The organism is Ornithinimicrobium pulveris (assembly GCF_050261105.1).
Lineage (GTDB): Bacteria > Actinomycetota > Actinomycetes > Actinomycetales > Dermatophilaceae > Ornithinicoccus.
The window spans coordinates 1,200,221-1,220,027 of record NZ_CP189837.1; the positions used below are offsets into that span (position 1 = coordinate 1,200,221).

General features: G+C 71.3%; 18 protein-coding genes. All 18 read left to right on the top strand.

Annotated features, from left to right (window positions below):
* The first annotated feature begins 84 nt into the window (after window positions 1-84).
* The 18 genes from ACQBAT_RS05540 (at window position 85) to ACQBAT_RS05625 (ending at window position 19,737) form a co-directional block, all read left to right on the top strand.
* Window positions 85-2,016 carry a peptidoglycan D,D-transpeptidase FtsI family protein gene (locus ACQBAT_RS05540; protein WP_420746146.1) on the top strand — a complete coding sequence of 644 codons (1,932 nt, stop codon included), beginning with the start codon at window positions 85-87 and terminating at the stop codon, window positions 2,014-2,016.
* On the top strand, window positions 2,017-3,486 hold the full coding sequence (locus ACQBAT_RS05545) for a UDP-N-acetylmuramoyl-tripeptide--D-alanyl-D-alanine ligase (RefSeq protein ID WP_420746145.1): 1,470 nt from the start codon (window positions 2,017-2,019) through the stop codon (window positions 3,484-3,486).
* Window positions 3,486-4,601: a phospho-N-acetylmuramoyl-pentapeptide-transferase gene (mraY, locus tag ACQBAT_RS05550; protein ID WP_420746144.1), complete on the top strand. Its 1,116-nt coding sequence runs from the start codon at window positions 3,486-3,488 to the stop codon at window positions 4,599-4,601. The genes ACQBAT_RS05545 and mraY overlap by 1 nt, the downstream gene beginning before the upstream one ends.
* Window positions 4,598-6,127 carry a UDP-N-acetylmuramoyl-L-alanine--D-glutamate ligase gene (murD, locus tag ACQBAT_RS05555; protein ID WP_420746143.1) on the top strand — a complete coding sequence of 510 codons (1,530 nt, stop codon included), beginning with the start codon at window positions 4,598-4,600 and terminating at the stop codon, window positions 6,125-6,127. Before mraY ends, murD begins: the two co-directional genes overlap by 4 nt.
* Window positions 6,124-7,539, top strand: a complete 1,416-nt coding sequence (gene ftsW / locus ACQBAT_RS05560) for a putative lipid II flippase FtsW (protein WP_420746142.1) — start codon at window positions 6,124-6,126, stop codon at window positions 7,537-7,539. Before murD ends, ftsW begins: the two co-directional genes overlap by 4 nt.
* Window positions 7,536-8,684 (top strand): undecaprenyldiphospho-muramoylpentapeptide beta-N-acetylglucosaminyltransferase, encoded by a 1,149-nt coding sequence (gene murG / locus ACQBAT_RS05565; protein WP_420746141.1) that lies wholly within the window; start codon window positions 7,536-7,538, stop codon window positions 8,682-8,684. Before ftsW ends, murG begins: the two co-directional genes overlap by 4 nt.
* Window positions 8,685-8,692: 8 nt before the next feature.
* The gene (murC, locus tag ACQBAT_RS05570; protein WP_420746140.1) at window positions 8,693-10,240 is read left to right on the top strand and encodes a UDP-N-acetylmuramate--L-alanine ligase; all 1,548 of its coding nucleotides are present in this window, start codon (window positions 8,693-8,695) and stop codon (window positions 10,238-10,240) included.
* Window positions 10,237-11,040: a cell division protein FtsQ/DivIB gene (locus tag ACQBAT_RS05575; protein WP_420746139.1), complete on the top strand. Its 804-nt coding sequence runs from the start codon at window positions 10,237-10,239 to the stop codon at window positions 11,038-11,040. The genes murC and ACQBAT_RS05575 overlap by 4 nt, the downstream gene beginning before the upstream one ends.
* 496 nt (window positions 11,041-11,536) lie before the next feature.
* The gene (gene ftsZ / locus ACQBAT_RS05580; protein ID WP_420746138.1) at window positions 11,537-12,832 is read left to right on the top strand and encodes a cell division protein FtsZ; all 1,296 of its coding nucleotides are present in this window, start codon (window positions 11,537-11,539) and stop codon (window positions 12,830-12,832) included.
* 72 nt (window positions 12,833-12,904) lie between these two features.
* A complete protein-coding gene (map, locus tag ACQBAT_RS05585; protein ID WP_420746137.1) occupies window positions 12,905-13,675 on the top strand; it encodes a type I methionyl aminopeptidase in 771 nt (256 codons plus the stop codon).
* Between the two features lie 11 nt (window positions 13,676-13,686).
* Window positions 13,687-14,487 carry a polyphenol oxidase family protein gene (locus ACQBAT_RS05590; protein ID WP_420746136.1) on the top strand — a complete coding sequence of 267 codons (801 nt, stop codon included), beginning with the start codon at window positions 13,687-13,689 and terminating at the stop codon, window positions 14,485-14,487.
* Between the two features lies 1 nt (window position 14,488).
* The gene (locus ACQBAT_RS05595) at window positions 14,489-15,223 is read left to right on the top strand and encodes a YggS family pyridoxal phosphate-dependent enzyme (RefSeq protein WP_420746135.1); all 735 of its coding nucleotides are present in this window, start codon (window positions 14,489-14,491) and stop codon (window positions 15,221-15,223) included.
* A gap of 63 nt (window positions 15,224-15,286) precedes the next feature.
* The gene (locus ACQBAT_RS05600) at window positions 15,287-15,790 is read left to right on the top strand and encodes a cell division protein SepF (protein ID WP_420746134.1); all 504 of its coding nucleotides are present in this window, start codon (window positions 15,287-15,289) and stop codon (window positions 15,788-15,790) included.
* 22 nt (window positions 15,791-15,812) lie between these two features.
* Window positions 15,813-16,097, top strand: coding sequence for a YggT family protein (locus ACQBAT_RS05605; protein ID WP_420746133.1), 285 nt, complete (start codon window positions 15,813-15,815; stop codon window positions 16,095-16,097).
* A 211-nt stretch (window positions 16,098-16,308) separates the two neighbouring features.
* Complete coding sequence (locus tag ACQBAT_RS05610; RefSeq protein WP_420746132.1) at window positions 16,309-17,667, top strand: DivIVA domain-containing protein; 1,359 nt, start codon at window positions 16,309-16,311, stop codon at window positions 17,665-17,667.
* Between the two features lie 185 nt (window positions 17,668-17,852).
* Window positions 17,853-18,281, top strand: coding sequence for a TraR/DksA family transcriptional regulator (locus ACQBAT_RS05615; protein ID WP_420746131.1), 429 nt, complete (start codon window positions 17,853-17,855; stop codon window positions 18,279-18,281).
* Complete coding sequence (gene lspA / locus ACQBAT_RS05620; protein WP_420746130.1) at window positions 18,254-18,805, top strand: signal peptidase II; 552 nt, start codon at window positions 18,254-18,256, stop codon at window positions 18,803-18,805. Before ACQBAT_RS05615 ends, lspA begins: the two co-directional genes overlap by 28 nt.
* Window positions 18,802-19,737: an RluA family pseudouridine synthase gene (locus ACQBAT_RS05625; RefSeq protein ID WP_420746129.1), complete on the top strand. Its 936-nt coding sequence runs from the start codon at window positions 18,802-18,804 to the stop codon at window positions 19,735-19,737. Before lspA ends, ACQBAT_RS05625 begins: the two co-directional genes overlap by 4 nt.
* Window positions 19,738-19,807 lie beyond the last annotated feature (70 nt).

Below are 19,807 nucleotides of genomic sequence, written 5' to 3' on the forward strand. Positions count from 1 at the left end.
ATCCGCGAGCGCAGGACCAACCGCACGACCGCCAGCAGGACAGCCAACACGTACGCCAGCACGAACGGACAGGGTGAAGGACGAGTGGGAGCAGCCAGCCCGGGCCGTCAGGGGCCCCGCCGCCCTGCTGCTGGCGCGCGATCGAGCAGTGCCGCCGGGCGCCCCCGCGGCGCCGTCGCGCCGGGCGTGGTCCACCCCCACCGCCGCGTGCGGGCACTGCTCGTCGGCACCATGATCGTGCTCTCCCTGTTCGCCGCCCAGCTGGTGCGGTTGCAGGGGCTGGACGCCGCCAGCGTGTCCGCGGCCGCCTTCGACGGCCGCCTCGCCGTCCGCGCGATCCCCGCCGAGCGAGGCACGATCACCGACGTCCACGGCGCCGAGCTGGCGGTGAGCAGCGAGCGCCGCCAGATCGTCGCCGACCCCACCCTCACCGTGGACTACAAGCTGCGCGAGGACGGCGTCGTCGTCGACGAGGGCCTGCCGGCCGCCGCCCGCGTGGTCTCCGAGGTGACCGGCATCGACCAGGCCACCATCCTGCAGCGGCTGACCAACCCGCAGGGCGAGCAGTACGCCATCCTCGCTGCCGACGTCTCCCCGATGCAGTGGCAGGAGCTGCGCAAGCGCAACGTCCGTGGCATCAGTTCCGAGCCGATCATGCGCCGCGACTACCCGCTCGGCGAGGCCGTGGCCCCGCTCATCGGCTGGATGGGCGCCGGCGGCATGCCCGCCGGCGGCATGGAGCTGATCAACGACCAGGCCCTGACCGGCACGCCTGGGGAGGAGACCTACGAGCGCGGCAGCCAGGGCGAGGTCATCACCACCGGCTTCTACGACCTCACCCCGGCCACCCCCGGCAACGACGTGCGGCTGTCCATCGACGCCGACCTGCAGTGGTACGTCTATGACGCCGTCCGCACCCGGGTCGAGGAGGCCGCGGCGATCTCCGGCTACGGCGTGGTGATGGAGGTCAAGACGGGCCGCATCGTGGCGCTGGCCAGCTACCCCAGCTTCGACCCCTCCGAGCCGTCGCAGACCTCCGAGGGCATGCGCAATGCCGCCATCGAGGACGTCTACGAGCCCGGTTCGACGGTCAAGCTGATCACCGCCGCCGCCGCCCTGGAGGAGGGCCTGGTCGAGGCCGACACCCCGATCGAGGTCCCGGTCCGCCTGCCCCGCGGTGGCACCACCTTCAAGGACGTCGAGGAGCACCCGATCCTGCACCTGACCTTCGCCGGCGTGCTGGCGCGGTCCTCCAACATGGGCACGATCCTCTACGGCGAAAAGCTCGGCGACGACAAGCTCTACGAGTGGATCCGCAGGTTCGGCCTCGGCTCGCCCACCGGGCACGGCCTGCCCGGTGAGTCCGAGGGCTTGGTCCCGATCCCCGAGCGCTGGAGCGCCACCACCCCCTACACGCTGATGTTCGGTCAGGGCCTGTCCGGATCTTTCCTGCAGCAGGTCGGCGTCTTCCAGACGGTCGCCAACGGCGGGGTGCACGTGCCGCCGAGCTTCATCCAGGGCAGCACCGACTCCGAGGGCCGCTACACCGAGAATGCCGTCCCCGAGGGCAAGCGCATCATCTCCGAGGAGACCTCGGACACCCTGACCGACATCATGATGCAGATCCCCTCGGTCGCCGGCACCGCGCCACTGGCCGCCGTCCCGGGCTACCACGTCGCCGGCAAGACCAGCACCGCCGACCGCATCGACCCCGACACCGGCCGCTACAGCGGGGTCACCTCGAGCTTCATCGGTTACGCGCCCGCCGAGGACCCCAAGTATGTCGTCGGCGTGGCCGTCCAGCGCCCGACCCAGATCCACCGCTTCGGCGGCGTGATCTCCGGCCCCGTCTTCTCCGACATCATGCGCTACGCCCTGCAGAAGGACGGCGTCCAGCCCGCGACGGACCCGCCCAAGGAGGTCCCGCTCGAGTATGACCCCAACGCCAAGGCGAAGGGCGAGCCCAAGGGTGTCACACTGGGCGACATCGCCATCAAGGACGAAGGGACCCCCTGAGTGATCGCCCTGACCCTGCGCGAGGTGGCACGGGTGACCGGCGGTCGGGTCCATCCGGACACCCCGCAGACCGGTGACCTGCGCGTCACCACCGCCGTCGTCACCGACTCCCGGGCCGCTGGACCCGGGAGCCTCTACGTGGCCCGCCGGGGGGAGCACGCCGACGGCCACGACTACCTTGAGTCGGCTGCCGCCAACGGCGCGGTCGCGGCGCTGACCAACCGGGAGAGCGACGCGCTGCCCTGCGTCGTCGTCGACGAGGATCCCGAGCGGCTCTCCGAGCGTCCGGACCGCCCGCCCTACGACGCCGTCACCCGGGCGTTCGGCGCGCTCGCCCGTGAGGTGCACGACCGTTGCCAGGCGGCCGGTGGCCTACGCGTCGTCGGGATCACCGGTTCCTCGGGCAAGACCTCCACCAAGGACCTCCTCGCCCAGGTGCTCGCCCCGCTCGGCACCGTCCTGGCGCCGGAGGCCTCCTACAACTCCGAGGTCGGCGTGCCGCTGACCGTCTGCCGGCTCACCGAGGATGTCGACTTCCTGGTCGCCGAGATGGGCGCCTCCGGCCCCGGCCACATCGCCCACCTCACCGCGATCTCCCCGCCCCAGGTCGCCGTCGTGCTCAACGTCGGCAGCGCGCACCTGGGTGAGTTCGGCTCCCGCGAGGCGATCGGGCTGGCCAAGTCCGAGCTGGTCGAGGCGCTCACCCCAGGCGGCCTGGCCGTCCTCAACGCCGACGACGCCGTCGTCTCCGCCATGGCCATGGTCGCCGACCGGGTCGGCGCGCGCACCCTCTTCGTCGGGCTGGGGGAGCACGCCGACGTCCGCGCCGCCGACCTGACCACCGACCAGGGCGGCCGCGCCTCCTTCGTCATCCACGCGCCCGACACCCCCGCCGAGGGCGTCCCGGTCCAGCTGCAACTGGCCGGGGCGCACCACGTCGGCAACGCGCTTGCCGTGGCGGCCGTCGCCCACGAGTGGGGTATGCCGTGGCCCCAGATCGCCTCCGCGCTCGGCTCCGCGGGGCACCGGTCGCGCTGGCGGATGGAGGTCACCGAGCGCGCCGACGGCGTCACCGTGGTCAACGATGCCTACAACGCCAACCCGGACTCGATGCGCGCCGCGCTGCGTGCCCTGGCCTCGATGCGCCGCCCCGAGGGTCGCCTGGTCGCGGTGCTCGGCGGGATGCTCGAGCTGGGGCCCGACAGCGACCTCGAGCACGCCGGCATCGGCGCCCTCGCCGCCGAGCTCGGGGTGGATGAGCTGGTGACGGTCGGCCCCTTGGCCGAGGCGGCGGGCACGGCATACACCGACTCCGGCGGTGCCGGGACCCTCGCCTTCGGCGACCGGCACGAAGCCCGTGAGCACCTGGCTGCCACGCTCGCCCCGGGCGATGTGGTGCTGCTCAAGAGCAGCCGCGACTCCGGCCTACGTTTCCTGGGGGACGAGCTCGCGACCGAGGACGGTGACTGATGGTCAACGTGGTGCTGGCCGGCGGGGTGGCGATGGTGGTCGCCCTCTTCGGCACCCCCCTGTTCATCAAGTTCCTGGTCCGGCGCGGCTACGGCCAGTTCATCCGCGACGACGGCCCGACCAGCCACCACACCAAGCGCGGCACGCCGACCATGGGCGGCGCCGTGATCATCGCGGCCACGCTCCTGGGGTATGCCGGTTCTCACCTCATGCTCATCCTGCTCGACCTCTCGGGGCTGGTCGAGGTCACGCACAGCCGGTTCACGCTGAGCGCGCTGTTGGTCCTGTTCCTGATCACCGGGCTGGGCTTCATCGGCTTCCTGGACGACTACACCAAGATCTCCAAGCAGCGCAGCCTCGGGCTGACCTCGATCGAGAAACTCGCCGGGCAGACGCTGGTCGCGGTGATCTTCGCGATCCTGGCGCTGCAGAGCCCCGGTGATAACACCCGCAGCCCGGCCTCGACCGCCATCTCCTTCGTGCGGGACACCAGTTTCGACCTGGCGATGTTCGGGCCGATCGCGGGCGTGATCCTGTTCATCATCTGGGCCAATGTGCTCATCGCCGGCGCCTCCAACGGGGTGAACCTCACCGACGGGCTGGACGGTCTGGCGACCGGGGCCAGCGTGATGGTCTTCGGCGCCTACTCGGTCATCGGGATCTGGCAGTACAACCAGAACTGCCAGCTCGCCCCCGGCCCCAACTGCTATGACGTCCGCGATGCCCTCGACCTCGCGGTCGTGGCCTGCTCGGTCGCCGGCGCCTGCTTCGGCTTCCTGTGGTGGAACGCTTCGCCGGCCAAGATCTTCATGGGCGACACCGGCTCGCTGGCGCTCGGCGGCGGGCTCGCCGGCCTGGCGATCACCACCCACACCGAGTTGCTGCTCGCGATCCTGGGTGGCCTGTTCGTGCTGATCACGCTGTCGGTGATCATCCAGGTGGCCAGTTTCAAGATGACCGGTAAACGGGTCTTCCGGATGGCACCCCTGCAGCACCACTTCGAGCTGATGGGCTGGGCCGAGGTGACGATCGTGATCCGGTTCTGGATCATCGCCGGCATGTGTGTAGCCGTGGGCCTGGCGCTCTTCTACGGCGAGTGGGTGGCGAACCTGTGAGTGGGCAGCCGGAGGAGAGCGACCGGCTCGCGGGGCTGACCCACCGCGACGCCGACTGGGCCGGCCTGCGGGTGCTGGTCACCGGGTTGGGCATCAGCGGCTTCGCGGCGGCCGACGCGCTTCTGCAGCACGGCGCCGCGGTCACCGTGGTCGACGCTGGCCGCGGGGGAGAGCGGCAGGAGCAGCAGGCCGGGATCCTGGGCATCCTCGGTGCCGACGTGCGCCGCGGCGAGGACCATGTGGCGAGCTGGCCGGACCAGCTCGAGGTCGATCTGGTCGTCGCCTCGCCCGGCTGGCGCCCGGACCACCCGGTGCTGGCCGAGGCGGTGAGCAACGGCATACCGGTCTGGAGCGAGGTCGAACTCGCCTGGCGGCTGCGGCCCAACATCGGCGCCGCCCCCTGGCTCGCCGTGACCGGCACCAACGGCAAAACGACCACGGTCCAGCTGGTCGAGACGATGCTGCGCACCGCCGGGCTGCGCGCGATCGCCGCCGGCAATGTCGGCACCCCGATCCTGGACGCGGTCCAGCATCCCGAGCCCTACGACGTGATCGCGGTCGAGCTGTCCAGCTTCCAACTGCACTTCACGCACAGCATCGAGCCGCTGGCCAGCGCCGTGCTCAACCTGGCCCCCGACCATCTGGACTGGCACGGCTCGCTGGAGGCGTACGCGTCGGACAAGGCGCGCATCTACGAGCGGACCCACGTCGCCTGCGTCTACAACGTGCAGGACAAGGCCACCGAGCGGATGGTGGAAGAGGCCGAGGTGCAGGAGGGCTGCCGCGCGATCGGCTTCACCCTCGGCACCCCGGGTCTGTCGATGCTCGGGCTGGTCGACGACGTACTCGTGGACCGCGCCTACATCGAGGAGCGCGCCACCTCAGCCGCCGAGCTCGGCACGCTCGCCGACCTCGAGCTCGCCTCCGGCGGGGAGGCCACGCCGCCCCCGCACCTGGTGGCCAACGCGCTCGCCGCAGCCGCCCTCGTCCGCGCCCTGGGGGTGCCAGCCGAGCTGGTCCGCGACGGTCTGCGGGCCTTCCGCACCGACGCGCACCGCACCGCGATCGTGGCCCAGTCCGACGGCCTGACCTGGGTCGATGACTCCAAGGCGACCAACCCGCACGCCGCCGAGGCGGCCCTCGCGGCCTATCCCGACATCGTCTGGGTGGCCGGTGGCCAGCTCAAGGGCGCCGACGTCGACCCGCTGGTCGCGCGGCACGCCGACCGGCTGCGCGGGGTGGTGCTGCTCGGGGTGGACCGGGAGCAGATCGCCGCCTCGCTCGCCCGACACGCGCCGGATGTCCCCGTCCGCGACGTGGGTGTCGCGGACCATGGGGACATGGATGCGCTCGGGGTGCTGATGGACGACGTCGTGTCGTCCGCCGCTGATCTCGCGCGACCCGGTGACGTGGTGCTCCTGTCGCCCGCCGCCGCCTCCCTCGACATGTTCCCCAGCTATGGCTCGCGCGGTGACGCCTTCGCCGACGCGGTGCGCCGCCACCTGGGGATCGCGGGAGAGGCATGACCGCGATCAAGGACCGGCCGGCAGGATCGCAGCAGCGCCCCGGCTGGTCGATGACCTCCGTCGGGGAGTGGTTGCGCTCGCCGGTCGCCCCCTACTACCTGGTGCTGGTCACCGGCGGGCTGCTCTGCGGCCTCGGCCTGGTGATGGTGCTCTCCGCGAGCTCGGTCGGCTCCTACGCCGAGTTCGGCAGCTCCTACACCGTCTTCATGTCCCAGTTGATGTATGCCGGGATCGGCGTCGCCTTGGCACTCATCGGCTCGCGGATCCCGCTGCGCTGGTGGCGCAAGATGGCCTGGCCCGGCATCATCGTCGCCCTGGTGCTGCAGGCCGCGGTCTTCTCGCCGATCGGCTGGAGTTTCCAGGGCAACAGCAACTGGATCATCATTGGCGGCCGCACCATCCAGCCCTCCGAGCTCGGCAAGGTCGCGCTCGTCGTCTTCGGCGCGGCGGTGCTGACCACCAAGCGGCGGGTGATCCACAAGATCGGGCACGCGACGATCCCCTTCATCTTCCCCGTCGGGCTGGTGCTGGTCGGGCTTGTCCTCAAGGGCCATGATCTCGGCACCGCGATGATCCTGGTCGCGATCATCGTCGGGCTGCTGTGGGCGGCGGGTCTGCCGGGGCGCTGGTTCCTAGGCGTCGGCGGCATCGCCGCGGCCGGGGTGGGCTACCTGGCCATCGGCAGCGCCAACCGGATGCAGCGCATCCAGATGTGGATCGGCGACATCTGCGACTCCCCGCACGCGCTCAACGGCGGCTGCTTCCAGAAGGTGCACGCCGAATACGCCCTCGCCGACGGCGGCTGGTGGGGCCTGGGCCTGGGGGAGTCCCGCGAGAAGTGGGGCCTGCTGCCCGAGCCGCACAACGACTTCATCCTGGCGATCATCGGCGAGGAACTGGGCCTACCCGGCACCCTGGCCGTGCTCGGCCTCTTCGCCGTGCTGGCCTACGCCTGCTTCCGGATCGTCTCCCAGGCCGAGGACTCCTTCACCCGGCTCGCCGCTTCCGGCGTGATGATCTGGTTCCTGTCCCAGGCGCTGATCAACATCGGCTCGGTGATCGGGATGCTGCCGATCATCGGTGTACCGCTGCCGCTAGTCTCCTCCGGTGGCTCGGCGCTGATCGCCGCGCTGATAGGCCTGGGGCTGCTGCTGGCGCTGGCCCGCTCGCTGCCCGGCGCCCAGGAAGCGCTCGGCGGCGGCACCTCCCGCCTGCGCCGCACCTTCGCGGTCGTGCCCTCGGGCCGGTGGACGTCCTCGAGCAGCGCCCGCCGCGCCACCTCCACCCCACCCTCGCGCCCGGCCACCCGCCCGCAGCGCTCGGCCGTCGCCGCCAGCCGTGGTCAGGCCGGACGAGCCCGCCGCGCCGGGGCCCGCCCCGGTCGCGCACCGCGCAGCAGGAGCGGGCGATGAGCGCGTCCGAGGAGACCGACCGACCGCTGTCCGTCGTGCTGGCCGGCGGCGGCACCGCCGGCCACGTCAACCCGCTGCTCGCCACCGCGCAGGCGCTCCAGGAGCGCCTGCCCGACGTCCGGATCCAGGTGCTCGGCACCGCCGAAGGTCTGGAATCCCGGCTCGTCCCCGAGCGCGGCCTGCCGATGACGGTGGTCCCGCGCACGCCGTTCCCGCGTCGCCCGGGGGCCGCCGCGCTCCGCTTCCCCGGTGGGCTGTCCAAGGCGATCAGCACCTCCCGCCGCGCCGTGCGCGAGGCGCAGGCCGACGTCGTCGTCGGTTTCGGTGGGTATGTTGCTTCTCCCGCCTACCTCGCCGCTCGCCTCGAGCGGGTGCCGGTCGTGATCCACGAGCAGAACGCCCGCGCGGGTCTGGCCAACCGGATGGGCGCCCGGCTCGGCGCCACGGTCGCCACCACCTTCGCCTCGACCACGCTGCCCGACGCCGTCCGGGTCGGGCTGCCTCTGCGACCCCAGATCCGCGACCTGGTCCAGAACCTCGCTGGCGCGCGCGAGGACGGCTTCGCCCACTTCGGGCTCGAGCCGGGCCGCCCGACGCTGCTCATCTTCGGCGGATCGCTCGGCGCGCAGAGCCTCAACGTCGCCGCCGCCGGTGCCGCTGCCGACCTGCTCGCCGCCGGTGTGCAGGTGCTGCACCTCACCGGGCAGGGCAAGCAGGTGGACGTGTCCGGTGAGCCGGACCCGACCACCGGCGCCGCCTACCTGCAGCTGGAGTACTCCGACCGGATGGACCTGGCGTATGCCGTCGCCGACCTCGCCCTGTGCCGCGCCGGTGCAGGGACGGTGAGTGAGTTGGCCGCTGTGGGTCTCCCGGCGATCTACGTGCCGCTGCCCATCGGCAACGGTGAGCAGCGGCTCAATGCCGCAGACGTCGTCGAGGCCGGTGGTGGTCGCCTCGTCGACGACGCCGACATCACCCCGGCCTACCTGCGCGACGAGGTGGTCCCGCTCATCACCGACGCCGAGCAGCTCACGGCGATGGCCGCCGCCGCGGCGGGCGAGGGGGAGCGCGACGCAGCCGACCGCCTGGTGGACCTGATCCTCGCAGCTGCGAAACGGCATACCGGGGAGGGCGCGGAGCGGTGAGCGGCGGGGTGAATCCACGTTTCGACTTCACCCAGGAGGTGCCGCCCGTGGGTGAGTTGGGTGCGGTGCACCTGATCGCGATCGGTGGCTCCGGGATGTCCGGGGTGGCGCGGATGTTCCTGGACGCCGGCGTCAGCGTGTCCGGCTCGGACCGGGACGACAGCGCCACCCTGCGCGAGGTTGAGGGGGCTGGCGCGCGGGTCTTCGTCGGGCACGACGCCGAGCACGTGCGCGGCGCCGACACCGTGGTGATCTCCAGCGCGATCCCGGAGACCAACCCCGAGCTGGCCGCGGCGCGCGAGGCCGGGCTGCGCGTGCTGCACCGTTCCCAGGGGATCGCCGCGATGCTGCCCGGTCGCGACGCGGTCGCGATCGCCGGCGCCAACGGCAAGACCACGACCAGCGCGATGACCGCCCACGCCCTGCGCGCGGCTGGCGTCGACCCCGGATTCGTGATCGGCGCCCCGCTGGCCGGGATGGCGACCAACGCCACCCCTGGCGCCCCGGGCAGCCCGGTCGTGGTGGAGGCGGACGAGAGCGACGGCAGTTTCCTGGTCTATCGCCCGCGGGTCGCGGTCGTGACCAACGTGCAGCCCGACCACCTGGACTTCTACGGCGACGCGGACACGGTCGAGCGCGCGTATGCCGACTTCGCCGCCACCATCCGCCCCGGCGGGCTGCTGGTGACCAACGCCGACGACCCGGGGGCGGCGCGGCTCGCCGAGCGCGCGCGGGACCTGGGCGTGCGGGTGGTGACGTGGGGGACCGAGGTCGCGGACGTCCTGCTCACCGACCTGCGCTCAGAGGGGATGGGCGCGAGCGCCGAGGTGATCTTCACCCGTGCGCTGGGACCGGTGAGCGAAGGGACTCGGCTGCGGCTGAGCGTGCCGGTGCCGGGCACCCACAATGTGCACAATGCCGTCGCTGCGCTGCTCGTCGGCGTGGCCGGGCTGGAGCTGGAGCCGGAGGGCCTGCTCGCCGGTCTCGTGGAGTTCCCCGGCGCGCACCGGCGCTTCGAGCTGGTCGGCAGTGCCGGCGGGGTCGAGGTCGTCGACGACTATGCCCACAACGCGCCCAAGGTCGCGGCGGTGGTGCAGGCGGCCCGCTCGGCGGCCGAGGGGCGGCGCGTGATCGTCGCCTTCCAGCCGCACCTGTTCTCCCGGACGCGCGACTTCGCCCCCGGTTTTGCTGCCGGGCTCGCCGCCGCGGACGTGCTGCTCCTGCTGCCCGTGTATGGCGCTCGCGAGACCCAGGACCAGTTCCCCGAGGTCTCCTCCCGGCTGATCGCCGACCTGATCGGGTCGGGGAATCCCGGCGATGCCGGCGAGCCGGACGCGGGCGCCCTGCGGGGAGCGGGCGCCTCACCGCGAAAGGCCGACCCCGCGAACGGAGTCGGCCCCGAGGTCTACCTGGCCGAGGACCTGGCCAGCGCTCCCGAGCAGCTCGCGGCGCTGGTCCGCCCCGGCGACCTCGTCGTGACGGTCGGGGCGGGCGATGTGACCAAGATCGGCCCGCGCCTGCTGGACCTGCTGCAGCAGCGGGAGGAGGCGCGATGAGCCGGTGGAAGCGGAGCAAGCGCGACGCCTGGGCCAAGGACTCCGCCAAGGCCAAGGCTCCTTCGACGCATGGTCGGCCGATGCTGCGGCGGTTGGCCTGGCTCGGCGGGTTGGTCGGCGTGCTGGTCGCAGGTCTGGTCTTCCTCTTCTTCTACTCCGCCGCCTTCGTGGTGCGGGACCTGTCCGTGACCGGGGTCGAGGGCGAGCTGGCCGACTCGGTGGAGGCGCACGCCCAGATCCCTCACGGCCGCCCGCTGGCGCGGGTCTCCCAGGCCAATGTCGAGGCGCGGGTACTCGAGGACCCGCGGATCGCCTCGGTCGAGGTGATCCGGGACTGGCCCTCGGGGATCACCCTGGATGCGCACCCCCGCAAGGCCGCCCTCGTGCTGCGGCAGAAGGACGCCACCTGGCTCGCGGACACCAACGGTGTGGTCTTCGACGAGGTTTCCGAGCCCTCGCGCAAACTGCCCTCGGTGCGGGTGCCCGAGCCGCCGACCGAGATGTCGGAGGAGACGGTGCGCGGCCTGGTTGAGCTGTGGCGACTGCGGCCGGACCCGGCGGAGCTGGAAGGCCGCCTTGGCACGCCGAGGCTGGCCAGTGACGGAGCGGTCTCGATGAAGGTCGATCAACTGACCATCGTCTGGGGCGCGCCGGTCGAGGCAGAGCGCAAGTGGGCCGTGGTGAAGGCCCTGGTCGGGCAGGACAGCATCGATCCGCAGGGCGGCATCCCGCAGACGATCGACGTCTCCATCCCGGAGACGCCGGTGGTGACCGGGCTGCCCGAGGCCAGCCAGAACTGAGCGCTGACACCACCTGGCAGGGCACCACCAGCAGGGCACCGTCAGCAGGGCACCACCCGGCAGGGCACCACCCGGCAGCGCATCACCAGCAGGGCACCACCCGGCAGCGCATCACCAGCAGGGCACCACCAGCAGCAGAAGACACCCTGATGTGCAGATCCGGCTGTGCAGAAACTGCGCCCCGGCACGCGACACGCAACACCACAATGGAACAGTGCAAGACACGCCGGCGGCTGGGGGCGGGATGGTGAGGTCGTGGTCCTGAGTGGCCTTGAGCGGCGCCGTGCGGCGCTGTGCGGCGGTCGTGGCCGCCTGAGATGGACCTGACCTTGAGCATTGACCCTCGACCTGAAGTCGAGGTTCACGGCTGAGGGATCCGCGGGGGACTTCTCGTATGCTCGCGGGCAGCACCACCCACCTACTTTGCACAACCAAGCTCCCGGGCTTGCACACCTGCTTCAAGCTTCACTGTCGTTCACATCTCGAAAGGTGCATCGTGTCCGCTGCGCAGAACTATCTGGCCGTCATCAAGGTCGTCGGTATCGGCGGGGGTGGCGTCAATGCCATCAACCGGATGATCGAGGTCGGCCTCAAGGGTGTTGAGTTCATCGCGATCAACACCGACGCCCAGGCGCTGCTGATGAGCGATGCCGACGTCAAGCTCGACGTCGGCCGTGAGTTGACCCGCGGCCTGGGCGCCGGCGCCGACCCGGAGGTCGGCCGGCGTGCCGCCGAGGACCACCACGAGGAGATCGAGGAGGCCCTGCGCGGCGCTGACATGGTCTTCGTCACCGCCGGTGAGGGTGGTGGCACCGGCACCGGTGGGGCGCCGGTCGTGGCCAAGATCGCCAAGTCGCTCGGCGCGCTGACCATCGGTGTGGTCACCCGCCCGTTCACCTTCGAGGGCCGCCGCCGCGCGAACCAGGCCGAGTCCGGCATCAGCGCGCTGCGCGACGAGGTCGACACCCTCATCGTCATCCCGAACGACCGGCTGCTGTCGATCTCCGACCGCTCGGTCTCGATGCTGGACGCCTTCCGCTCGGCCGACCAGGTGCTGCTGTCCGGTGTCCAGGGCATCACCGACCTGATCACCACCCCGGGCCTGATCAACCTGGACTTCGCCGACGTGAAGTCGGTCATGCAGGGCGCCGGATCGGCGTTGATGGGGATCGGCTCGGCCCGCGGCGAGGACCGTGCCGTGCAGGCCGCCGAGCTCGCGATCTCCAGCCCGCTGCTGGAGGCCAGCATCGAGGGTGCGCACGGCGTGCTGCTCTCGGTCCAGGGTGGCTCGGACCTCGGTCTGTTCGAGATCAACGAGGCCGCCCGCCTGGTGCAGGAGGCCGCACACCCCGAGGCCAACATCATCTTCGGTGCCGTCATCGACGACTCCCTGGGCGACGAGGTGCGCGTCACTGTTATCGCCGCGGGCTTTGACGGTGGTGCCCCGCAGACCCGCACCGACGAGCGTGCGCTCGGCCAGGTCCAGCCCGGTGGTGGTGGCCGTCAGCAGCAGCCCCAGCAGCAGCGTCCGACCCAGGGTGGGCAGCGCCCGCACGAGTCCGCTCCGCAGCAGGGCCAGGGTCAGCAGGGCCAAGGCCACGTGGGGCAGGGCCAGCCGGGTCAGCAGGGTGGCGGCCAGCAGGGACAGCCGCAGGGGCAGCCTGGGCAGGGCCAGCCCCAGCAGCCGCAGCAGGGCCAGCCGGCCCAGCAGCGTCCGGCGCAGCAGCCTCCCCGCCAGGTGACCTTCGAGGACGACGGCGACGATCTGGACGTGCCCGACTTCCTCAAGTGAGTCGCTTCGCAGAGCAGTGACGAGGCCCCGACCGTGGATCACGGTCGGGGCCTCGCCGCCTACAGTGGTCCCGTGATCGAGCTGCGCACCCCCACCGAGATCGAGCAGATGCGCCCGGCGGGCGAGTTCGTCGCCGGCGTCCTGCACCAGCTGCGCGAGTGGACCGAGGTGGGCACCAACCTGCTCGACATCGACGCCGAGGCGCGGCGGATGATCGCCGAGCGTGGGGCGACCTCCTGCTACGTGGACTACGCGCCGAGCTTTGGGCGGGGACCGTTCGGCAAGGTGATCTGCACCTCGATCAACGACGCGGTGCTGCACGGACTGCCGCACGACTACGCGCTGCGCGACGGTGACCTGGTCAGCCTGGACTTCGCGGTCTCCGTCGATGGCTGGGTGGCTGACTCTGCCGTCTCCTTCGTCGTCGGGACCCCGCGCGAGGAGGACCTGGCGTTGATCGCCACCACCGAGAAGGCGCTCGCCGCCGGCATCGCCGCCGCCCGGGCGGACGCCCGGCTCGGCGACATCTCGCACGCGATCGGTCAGGTATGCCGCCGCGATGGTCACCGGGTCAACCTCGAGTTCGGGGGACACGGGGTCGGGCGGGAGATGCATGGCGATCCGCACGTGCTCAACGACGGCCGGCCGGGCAAGGGGATGCGGCTGCGGCCCGGGCTGGTCATCGCGATCGAGCCGTGGCTGATGCTGGGCACCGCCAAGCTGGACGTCGACGAGGACGGGTGGACGCTGCGCTCGCAGAACGGTCGGCGCGGCGCGCACAGCGAGCACACCATCGCGGTGACCGAGGGCGACCCGATCGTGCTGACCGCGCGCCAGAGTTAGGGGGAGGCCCGATGTTCTACTGGCAGGAGCGGATCGAGCCGAGCGGCAACGCGTACGGGGTTGTATGGGGTATCACCGATCGGCAGGGCGGATCCAGCGAAGGCGCGTATGCGTCGCTGAATCTCGGGCGCCACGTCGGCGACAACGACGAGGCAGTGATGACCAACCGGCACCGGCTCGCGCACGAGCTGGGCCTGCGGTTGCCCGACCTGCGGTTCATGGATCAGCAGCACGGCGCCGAGGTGGCGACCACCCCGGCGACGAGCTCGAGGCGTGCCGACAGCCACGTCGTGGACCTGCCCCAGCGGGTGGACTCAGAGGTGGCGCCGTCGGTCGACGGGCTGATCTCCGGATCGCCGGACGAGGCCCTGGTCGTCATGGTCGCCGACTGCGTGCCGGTGCTGCTCGTCGATCGGCGGGAGGGTCTGGTGGCCGCGGTGCACGCCGGCCGACCGGGGATGGTGGCCGGCGTGGTGCCAGCGACACTGGATCGGCTGGCCGAGCTCGGCGCGCGCGACCTGGAAGCGATCGTCGGACCGTCGGTCTGTGGGCGCTGCTACGAGGTGCCGGAGGAGATGCGCGCAGCGGCGGCGGCGGTGGAGCCGGCCAGTGCGGCGGTGACCTGGCAGGGGACGCCCGCGATCGACGTCGCGTCCGGGGTCGTCTCACAGCTGGCGCGGGCCGGGGTCGCGCTGCGCTGGCTGCCCGGCTGCAGCCGTGAGCACCGGGACCTGTACTCCTACCGCGGGGAGGGCAGCACCGGGCGGTTCGCCGGCGTTGTTCGCCTCCTCGCTCCGGAAAGGGCGGCCTGAGATGGAACGACGTGAGGAGCTGCGCACTGCACTGGTCACGGTCCGCGCGCGGATCGACGCGGCGTGCGCCGAAGCAGGGCGCTCACCGGATGAGGTCACCCTTATCGTGATCACCAAGTTCTTCCCCGCCTCGGACGTCGAGCTCCTGCGCGAGCTGGGCGTGAGCGACATCGGCGAGAGCAAGGACCAGGAGGCGCTGCCCAAGGTGGGCGAGCTGGCGGACGCCGTCCGGTCGGCGTTGAGCGTCCATTTCGTCGGCCAGTTGCAGACCAACAAGGCCAACCGCGTGACCCGGTATGCCGATTGCGTCCAGTCGGTCGACCGGGGCCGCCTGGTGAGCGCGCTGGACAAGGGTGTGGCGACGGCGATGGAGTCCGGTCTGCGGGAGAACCCGCTGGCCGTGACGCTCCAGGTCGGCCTCGGCGAGGGCGAGGACCGCGGCCGCGGGGGAGCGCTGCCCGAGGACCTCTCCGAGCTCGCCGACCGAGTCGCTGGCAGCGAGCATCTTCACCTGCAGGGCCTGATGGCGGTCGCGCCCCGAGACCTGGACGGCAACGGCATACGGGCCGCCTTCGACCGGTTGGCGACCCTCGGCGAGGAGCTGCGGCATACCCACCCGGACGCCACCTGGTTGTCCGCCGGGATGAGCGGCGATCTCGAGCTCGCGATCGCCGCCGGTGCGACACACCTGCGTGTCGGGAGCGCAATCCTCGGATCGCGACCCACCGGACGGTAGCGTCGGGAGCGACCGAAGATCGCCCACGGGTAGACGCCCGTCACGCACAAGGAGCTCGCTGACATGGCCGGGGCACTGCGCAAGACCATGGAGTACCTCGGACTCGCCGAGTCCGATGAGCGGTACGACGACTACGACGCCTACACCGACGAGGAGCCGCGCCGCGAGACGCAGGTCCGTAACCTGCGCGACGAGCGTGAGGACGAGGGCGACCACGAGGCTGAGGTCGCGGTGCTGCCTCGCCGGACCCCCGTGTCCCAGGTTGTCAGGGAGCCCAGGATGAGCGAGCTCAACCGCATCACCACGATCCACCCCCGCACCTACAACGAGGCCAAGAACATCGGTGAGGCCTTCCGCGGCGGGATCCCGGTCATCATGAACCTCACCGACATGGACGACGCCGACGCCAAGCGTCTGGTGGACTTCGCAGCCGGCCTGGCCTTCGGTCTGCACGGGTCGATCGAGCGCGTCACCAGCAAGGTCTTCCTGCTCAGCCCCGAGCACATCGAGGTCGACGGCGCCGACCGTGAGGCCCCCAAGGCACAGGCGCCGTTCAACCAGAGCTGATCGCTGACGTAATCTCGACGTCATGATCAGCCAGCTTCTCCACCTGATCCTGACGCTCTATTTCTTCGTCCTCATCGGGCGGCTGATCTTCGACTGGGTGCAGCTCTTCGCCCAGGACTGGCGTCCCAAGGGTCCGATCCTCGTGCTCGCCAACGGCATCTACGAGTTGACCGACCCGCCGATCAAGGCCCTGCGACGGGTGATCCCGCCGCTGCGGCTCGGGGGAGTGGCTCTCGATCTGGGCTTCCTCGTGCTGATCCTGGCGGTCAGCATCGCCCGCCGGATGGTCCTCCAGCTCCCGTTCTGAGTGGGGCGCGGCGGACGCTGGAGTCGGGTCGAGGCCTGATCGAAGCGTGGCCGGAGCGTCGTCGGAGGGTCGTCGGGGAGACCTGAGGTGGCCGTGACCGGTGTGCTCACTCTGGGTTAGAGTGTCGCCTGCACGTGCATGACCGCACGTCATCGGCCCTGCCATCCGTGAACGGCGTGGGCGCCGGTGACTTCCTGACCCGAGGTGAAACATGGCGCTGTCCCCCGAGGACGTCATCAAGAAGAGTTTCAGTGCGACCCACCTGCGTCGTGGGTATGACGAGACGCAGGTTGACGACTTCCTGGACGAGGTCGTGGTCGAGCTCCGCCGCCTGATCGCGGAGAATGATGGGTTGCGCTCCGACCTCGACGACTGCCGCGCCAGCCGCGGGCTGGGGGATTCCGAGCGCTCCGACGACGCGACGACCTCGTTCGCGCCGGTCGGTGGCCAGGACGGCCAGCCGATCCCGCTGCAGGACGACACCCGTCAGCAGGAGCTCGAGGCCGAGCTCGCCCAGGTGCGCGCCGAGCTTGAGGCCGAGCGCGAGAAGGGCGCCCAGGCTGCCGAGGGCGAGGAGGGTGCCGCGGAGTCTGCTGGCGACAGCGACGCCGACGAGCGTCTCGCCGCCGCCAACGCTGAGGTCGAGGAGCTGCGTCGTCAGCTGGCGGAGTCCGAGCAGGCCCGCGAGGAGTCGCGCCGTGCCGCTGAGGACGCCGACCGCCGCAACGAGGAGCTGCAGGCCGCCAGCGAGGGCCGCGAGGCCGAGTCCGCGCAGGCCAGCGGCGCCGCCGAGTCCGAGCTGTCCGACCTGCGTGGTCGCCTCGGTGCTGCCGAAGATGAGGTGCGCGGGCTGCAGGAGCGGCTCGCCGACGCCGAACAGCGCGCTGCGCAGGCCGAGGCCGACGCAGCCGAGGCCCGGGAGGCTGCCGAGTCCGCCGGGCAGGCCCAGCCGGTCGCTGCCGTCTCCGGCGACGCCGGAGCTCCGCAGGCCACCGAGTCCAGCGCCATCATCTCGCTGGCCCAGAAGCTGCACGATCAGCACGTGGCCGAGGGCGAGAGCACCAAGGCCAAGATGCTGCAGGAGGCCGACGACTACCGGTCGACCACCGTCGCCGAGGCCGACAGCCAGGCCAAGGAGCTCGTGCAGACCGGCCAGGAGACGCACGACCGCCTCATCCACGAGGGCCAGACCCGGCACGACGAGTTGGTGCAGACCGGCCAGGAGACGCACGACCGTCTCGTGCACGAGGGCCAGACCCGCCGCGAGGAGCTCATCACCGAGGGCCAGGCCAAGCACGACGAGCTCGTCGGCACCGGCCAGCAGACCCACGACTCGATGCTCTCCGAGGCGCAGGGCAACCGCGACAAGATGATCGCGGACGCCGAGCAGCGCCGCAGCAGCGTGCTGGCCGACCTGGGTCAGCGCCAGGAGGAGATGACCGGGCGGATCAGTGCGCTGCAGAGCCAGGAGACCGACCTGCGCGACAAGCTGCGCGGCTTCCTCAGCGACCAGCTCTCCCGCATCGACGGCCGCGACGAGCAGCCGCAGGACGGCGAGCACCAGGGCTGATCGCCACCACACGACCATCGCGATGCCCCGGCCGAATCGGCCGGGGCATCGCGTTGTGACGACACGCCGTAGGAGTCCGCGTCACCCTGCGTTGTCACCGTGTCTGCCCTGCTCTATCCTTCCCGCACCAGCCCGCGTCGGTCCACGACCTGCGCGGGCCAACTCAGAAGCAGAAGGGGAGTCCCGTGGCCAGGACCAAGAAGGACGTCACGTCGGCGCACGAAGGCCTCGGCGTGGGTGCCGGTGAGGACCCGTGGACGGCCGAGGAACTGGCCGAGGTGCGCGCCGAGCTGGAGTCCGAGCAGACCCGCCTGCAGGAGGAGGTCGACGCCTCCGAGCAGGACCTGGTCGAGCTCGCCCGCAGCTATGGCGATGGTGCCGGTGACGACCAGGCCGACGCTGGCGCCGCCACCTGGGAGCGCGAGCACGAGCTCTCGCTCGCCAACAACGCCAAGGACCTGCTGGAGCAGACCTCGCGGGCACTGGCCCGGATCGACGAGGGCAGCTATGGCGAGTGCGAATCCTGCGGCCAGCCGATCGGCAAGATGCGGTTGCAGGCCTTCCCTCGTGCGACCCTATGCATGACATGCAAGCAGAAGCAGGAACGCCGCTGAGCCCAGCCCCCGCACGGGAGCACCCTCGACGCACCGTCCTGGCCTTTGGCCTGGCCGGTGCCTGGTTGATCGTTGATCAGCTCACCAAGCTGTGGGCCGAACGCTCGCTCACCCTCGGCAACCCGGTCCCGGTGATCGGTGACCTGCTGCGCTTCCACCTGACCTACAACTCCGGCGCGGCCTTCTCGATGGGCACCTCGATGACCGGGGTGCTCACCGCCCTGGCCACCCTGATCTCGATCGTCATCATCTGGCAGATCCGCAAGGTGCGCAGTCTGCCCTGGGCCATCGCCCTCGGCCTGCTCCTCGGTGGCGCGCTCGGCAACCTCGTCGACCGCTACTTCCGTGATCCCGCCCCTGGCCTGGGGCACGTCGTCGACTTCCTGCGGCTGCCGAACTTCCCGATCTTCAATGTCGCCGACATCGGCGTCACCACCGCCGCCTGCCTGATCGCGCTGCTCGCCATCCGGGGCATCCACCTGGACGGCACCCGCGAGGGCGATCGCGACGAGGAGACCCGATGAGCCAGTCGCGGGTCTTCAACGTCCCCGAGGGCCTGGAGGGGGAGCGCGTCGATGCGGCCCTGGCCCGGCTGCTCGGCCTGTCCCGCTCCAAGGCTGCCGACCTGGCGCAGAACGGCGCGGTCCAGATGGATGGCAAGGTCGTCGGCAAGTCCGACCGCGTCCTCGCCGGGAGCTGGCTGGACGTCGAGCTCCCGCCCGCGGCGCCGGAGACCCACCCTGACCTGGAGGTCGTCGCCGAGCCGGTCGAAGGCATGCGGATCGTGCACGACGACACCGAGATGGTCGTCGTCGACAAGCCGGCCTTCGTCGCCGCCCACCCCAGCGTCGGCTGGTCCGGCCCGACAGTGGTCGGCGGTCTCGCCGCTGCGGGTTATCGGATCTCCACCTCCGGCGCCCCCGAGCGGCAGGGGATCGTGCAGCGCCTGGACGTCGGCACCAGCGGGCTGATGGTCGTCGCCAAGTCGGAGCGGGCCTACACCGTGCTCAAGCAGGCCTTCCGCGACCGCGTGGTCGACAAGACGTACCACGCGCTCGTCCAGGGTCTGCCCGACCCGCACGAGGGCACGATCGATGCGCCGATCGGTCGGCACACCGGCCACGACTACCGGTTCGCGGTCCGCCGCGACGGGCGCCAGAGCATCACCCACTACGAGCTCCTCGAGGCGCACCGCTCGGCCAGCCTGCTCCAGATCCACCTGGAGACCGGCCGCACCCACCAGATCCGCGTCCACTTCTCCGCCCTGCACCACCCCTGCTGCGGTGACATCACGTATGGCGCCGACCCCACCCTGGCCAAGCGGCTGGGGCTGGAGCGGCAGTGGCTGCACGCCGTCCACCTGGGCTTCGAGCACCCCGGCAGCGGGGAGTATGTGGAGTTCACCTCGCCCTATCCCGACGACCTCGAGGTCGCCCTGGACCGCATCCGCGGCTGAGCGCGACCGCCGCCGGTGGGTCGCGGCATACGGGCGTCGGGGTGTGTCGGTGGGGCGATCTAGGATCAGG

What these genes read in the sequence shown, in the direction of transcription:
- lspA (WP_420746130.1), top strand. Translation starts at nt 18,254, where the DNA reads ATGCAAGCAGAAGCAGGAACGCCGCTGAGCCCAGCCCCCGCACGGGAG.
- murG (WP_420746141.1), top strand. Translation starts at nt 7,536, where the DNA reads ATGAGCGCGTCCGAGGAGACCGACCGACCGCTGTCCGTCGTGCTGGCC.
- ACQBAT_RS05575 (WP_420746139.1), top strand. Translation starts at nt 10,237, where the DNA reads ATGAGCCGGTGGAAGCGGAGCAAGCGCGACGCCTGGGCCAAGGACTCC.
- ACQBAT_RS05590 (WP_420746136.1), top strand. Translation starts at nt 13,687, where the DNA reads ATGTTCTACTGGCAGGAGCGGATCGAGCCGAGCGGCAACGCGTACGGG.
- ACQBAT_RS05610 (WP_420746132.1), top strand. Translation starts at nt 16,309, where the DNA reads ATGGCGCTGTCCCCCGAGGACGTCATCAAGAAGAGTTTCAGTGCGACC.
- ACQBAT_RS05625 (WP_420746129.1), top strand. Translation starts at nt 18,802, where the DNA reads ATGAGCCAGTCGCGGGTCTTCAACGTCCCCGAGGGCCTGGAGGGGGAG.
- ACQBAT_RS05595 (WP_420746135.1), top strand. Translation starts at nt 14,489, where the DNA reads ATGGAACGACGTGAGGAGCTGCGCACTGCACTGGTCACGGTCCGCGCG.
- ACQBAT_RS05600 (WP_420746134.1), top strand. Translation starts at nt 15,287, where the DNA reads ATGGCCGGGGCACTGCGCAAGACCATGGAGTACCTCGGACTCGCCGAG.
- ftsW (WP_420746142.1), top strand. Translation starts at nt 6,124, where the DNA reads ATGACCGCGATCAAGGACCGGCCGGCAGGATCGCAGCAGCGCCCCGGC.
- ACQBAT_RS05605 (WP_420746133.1), top strand. Translation starts at nt 15,813, where the DNA reads ATGATCAGCCAGCTTCTCCACCTGATCCTGACGCTCTATTTCTTCGTC.
- mraY (WP_420746144.1), top strand. Translation starts at nt 3,486, where the DNA reads ATGGTCAACGTGGTGCTGGCCGGCGGGGTGGCGATGGTGGTCGCCCTC.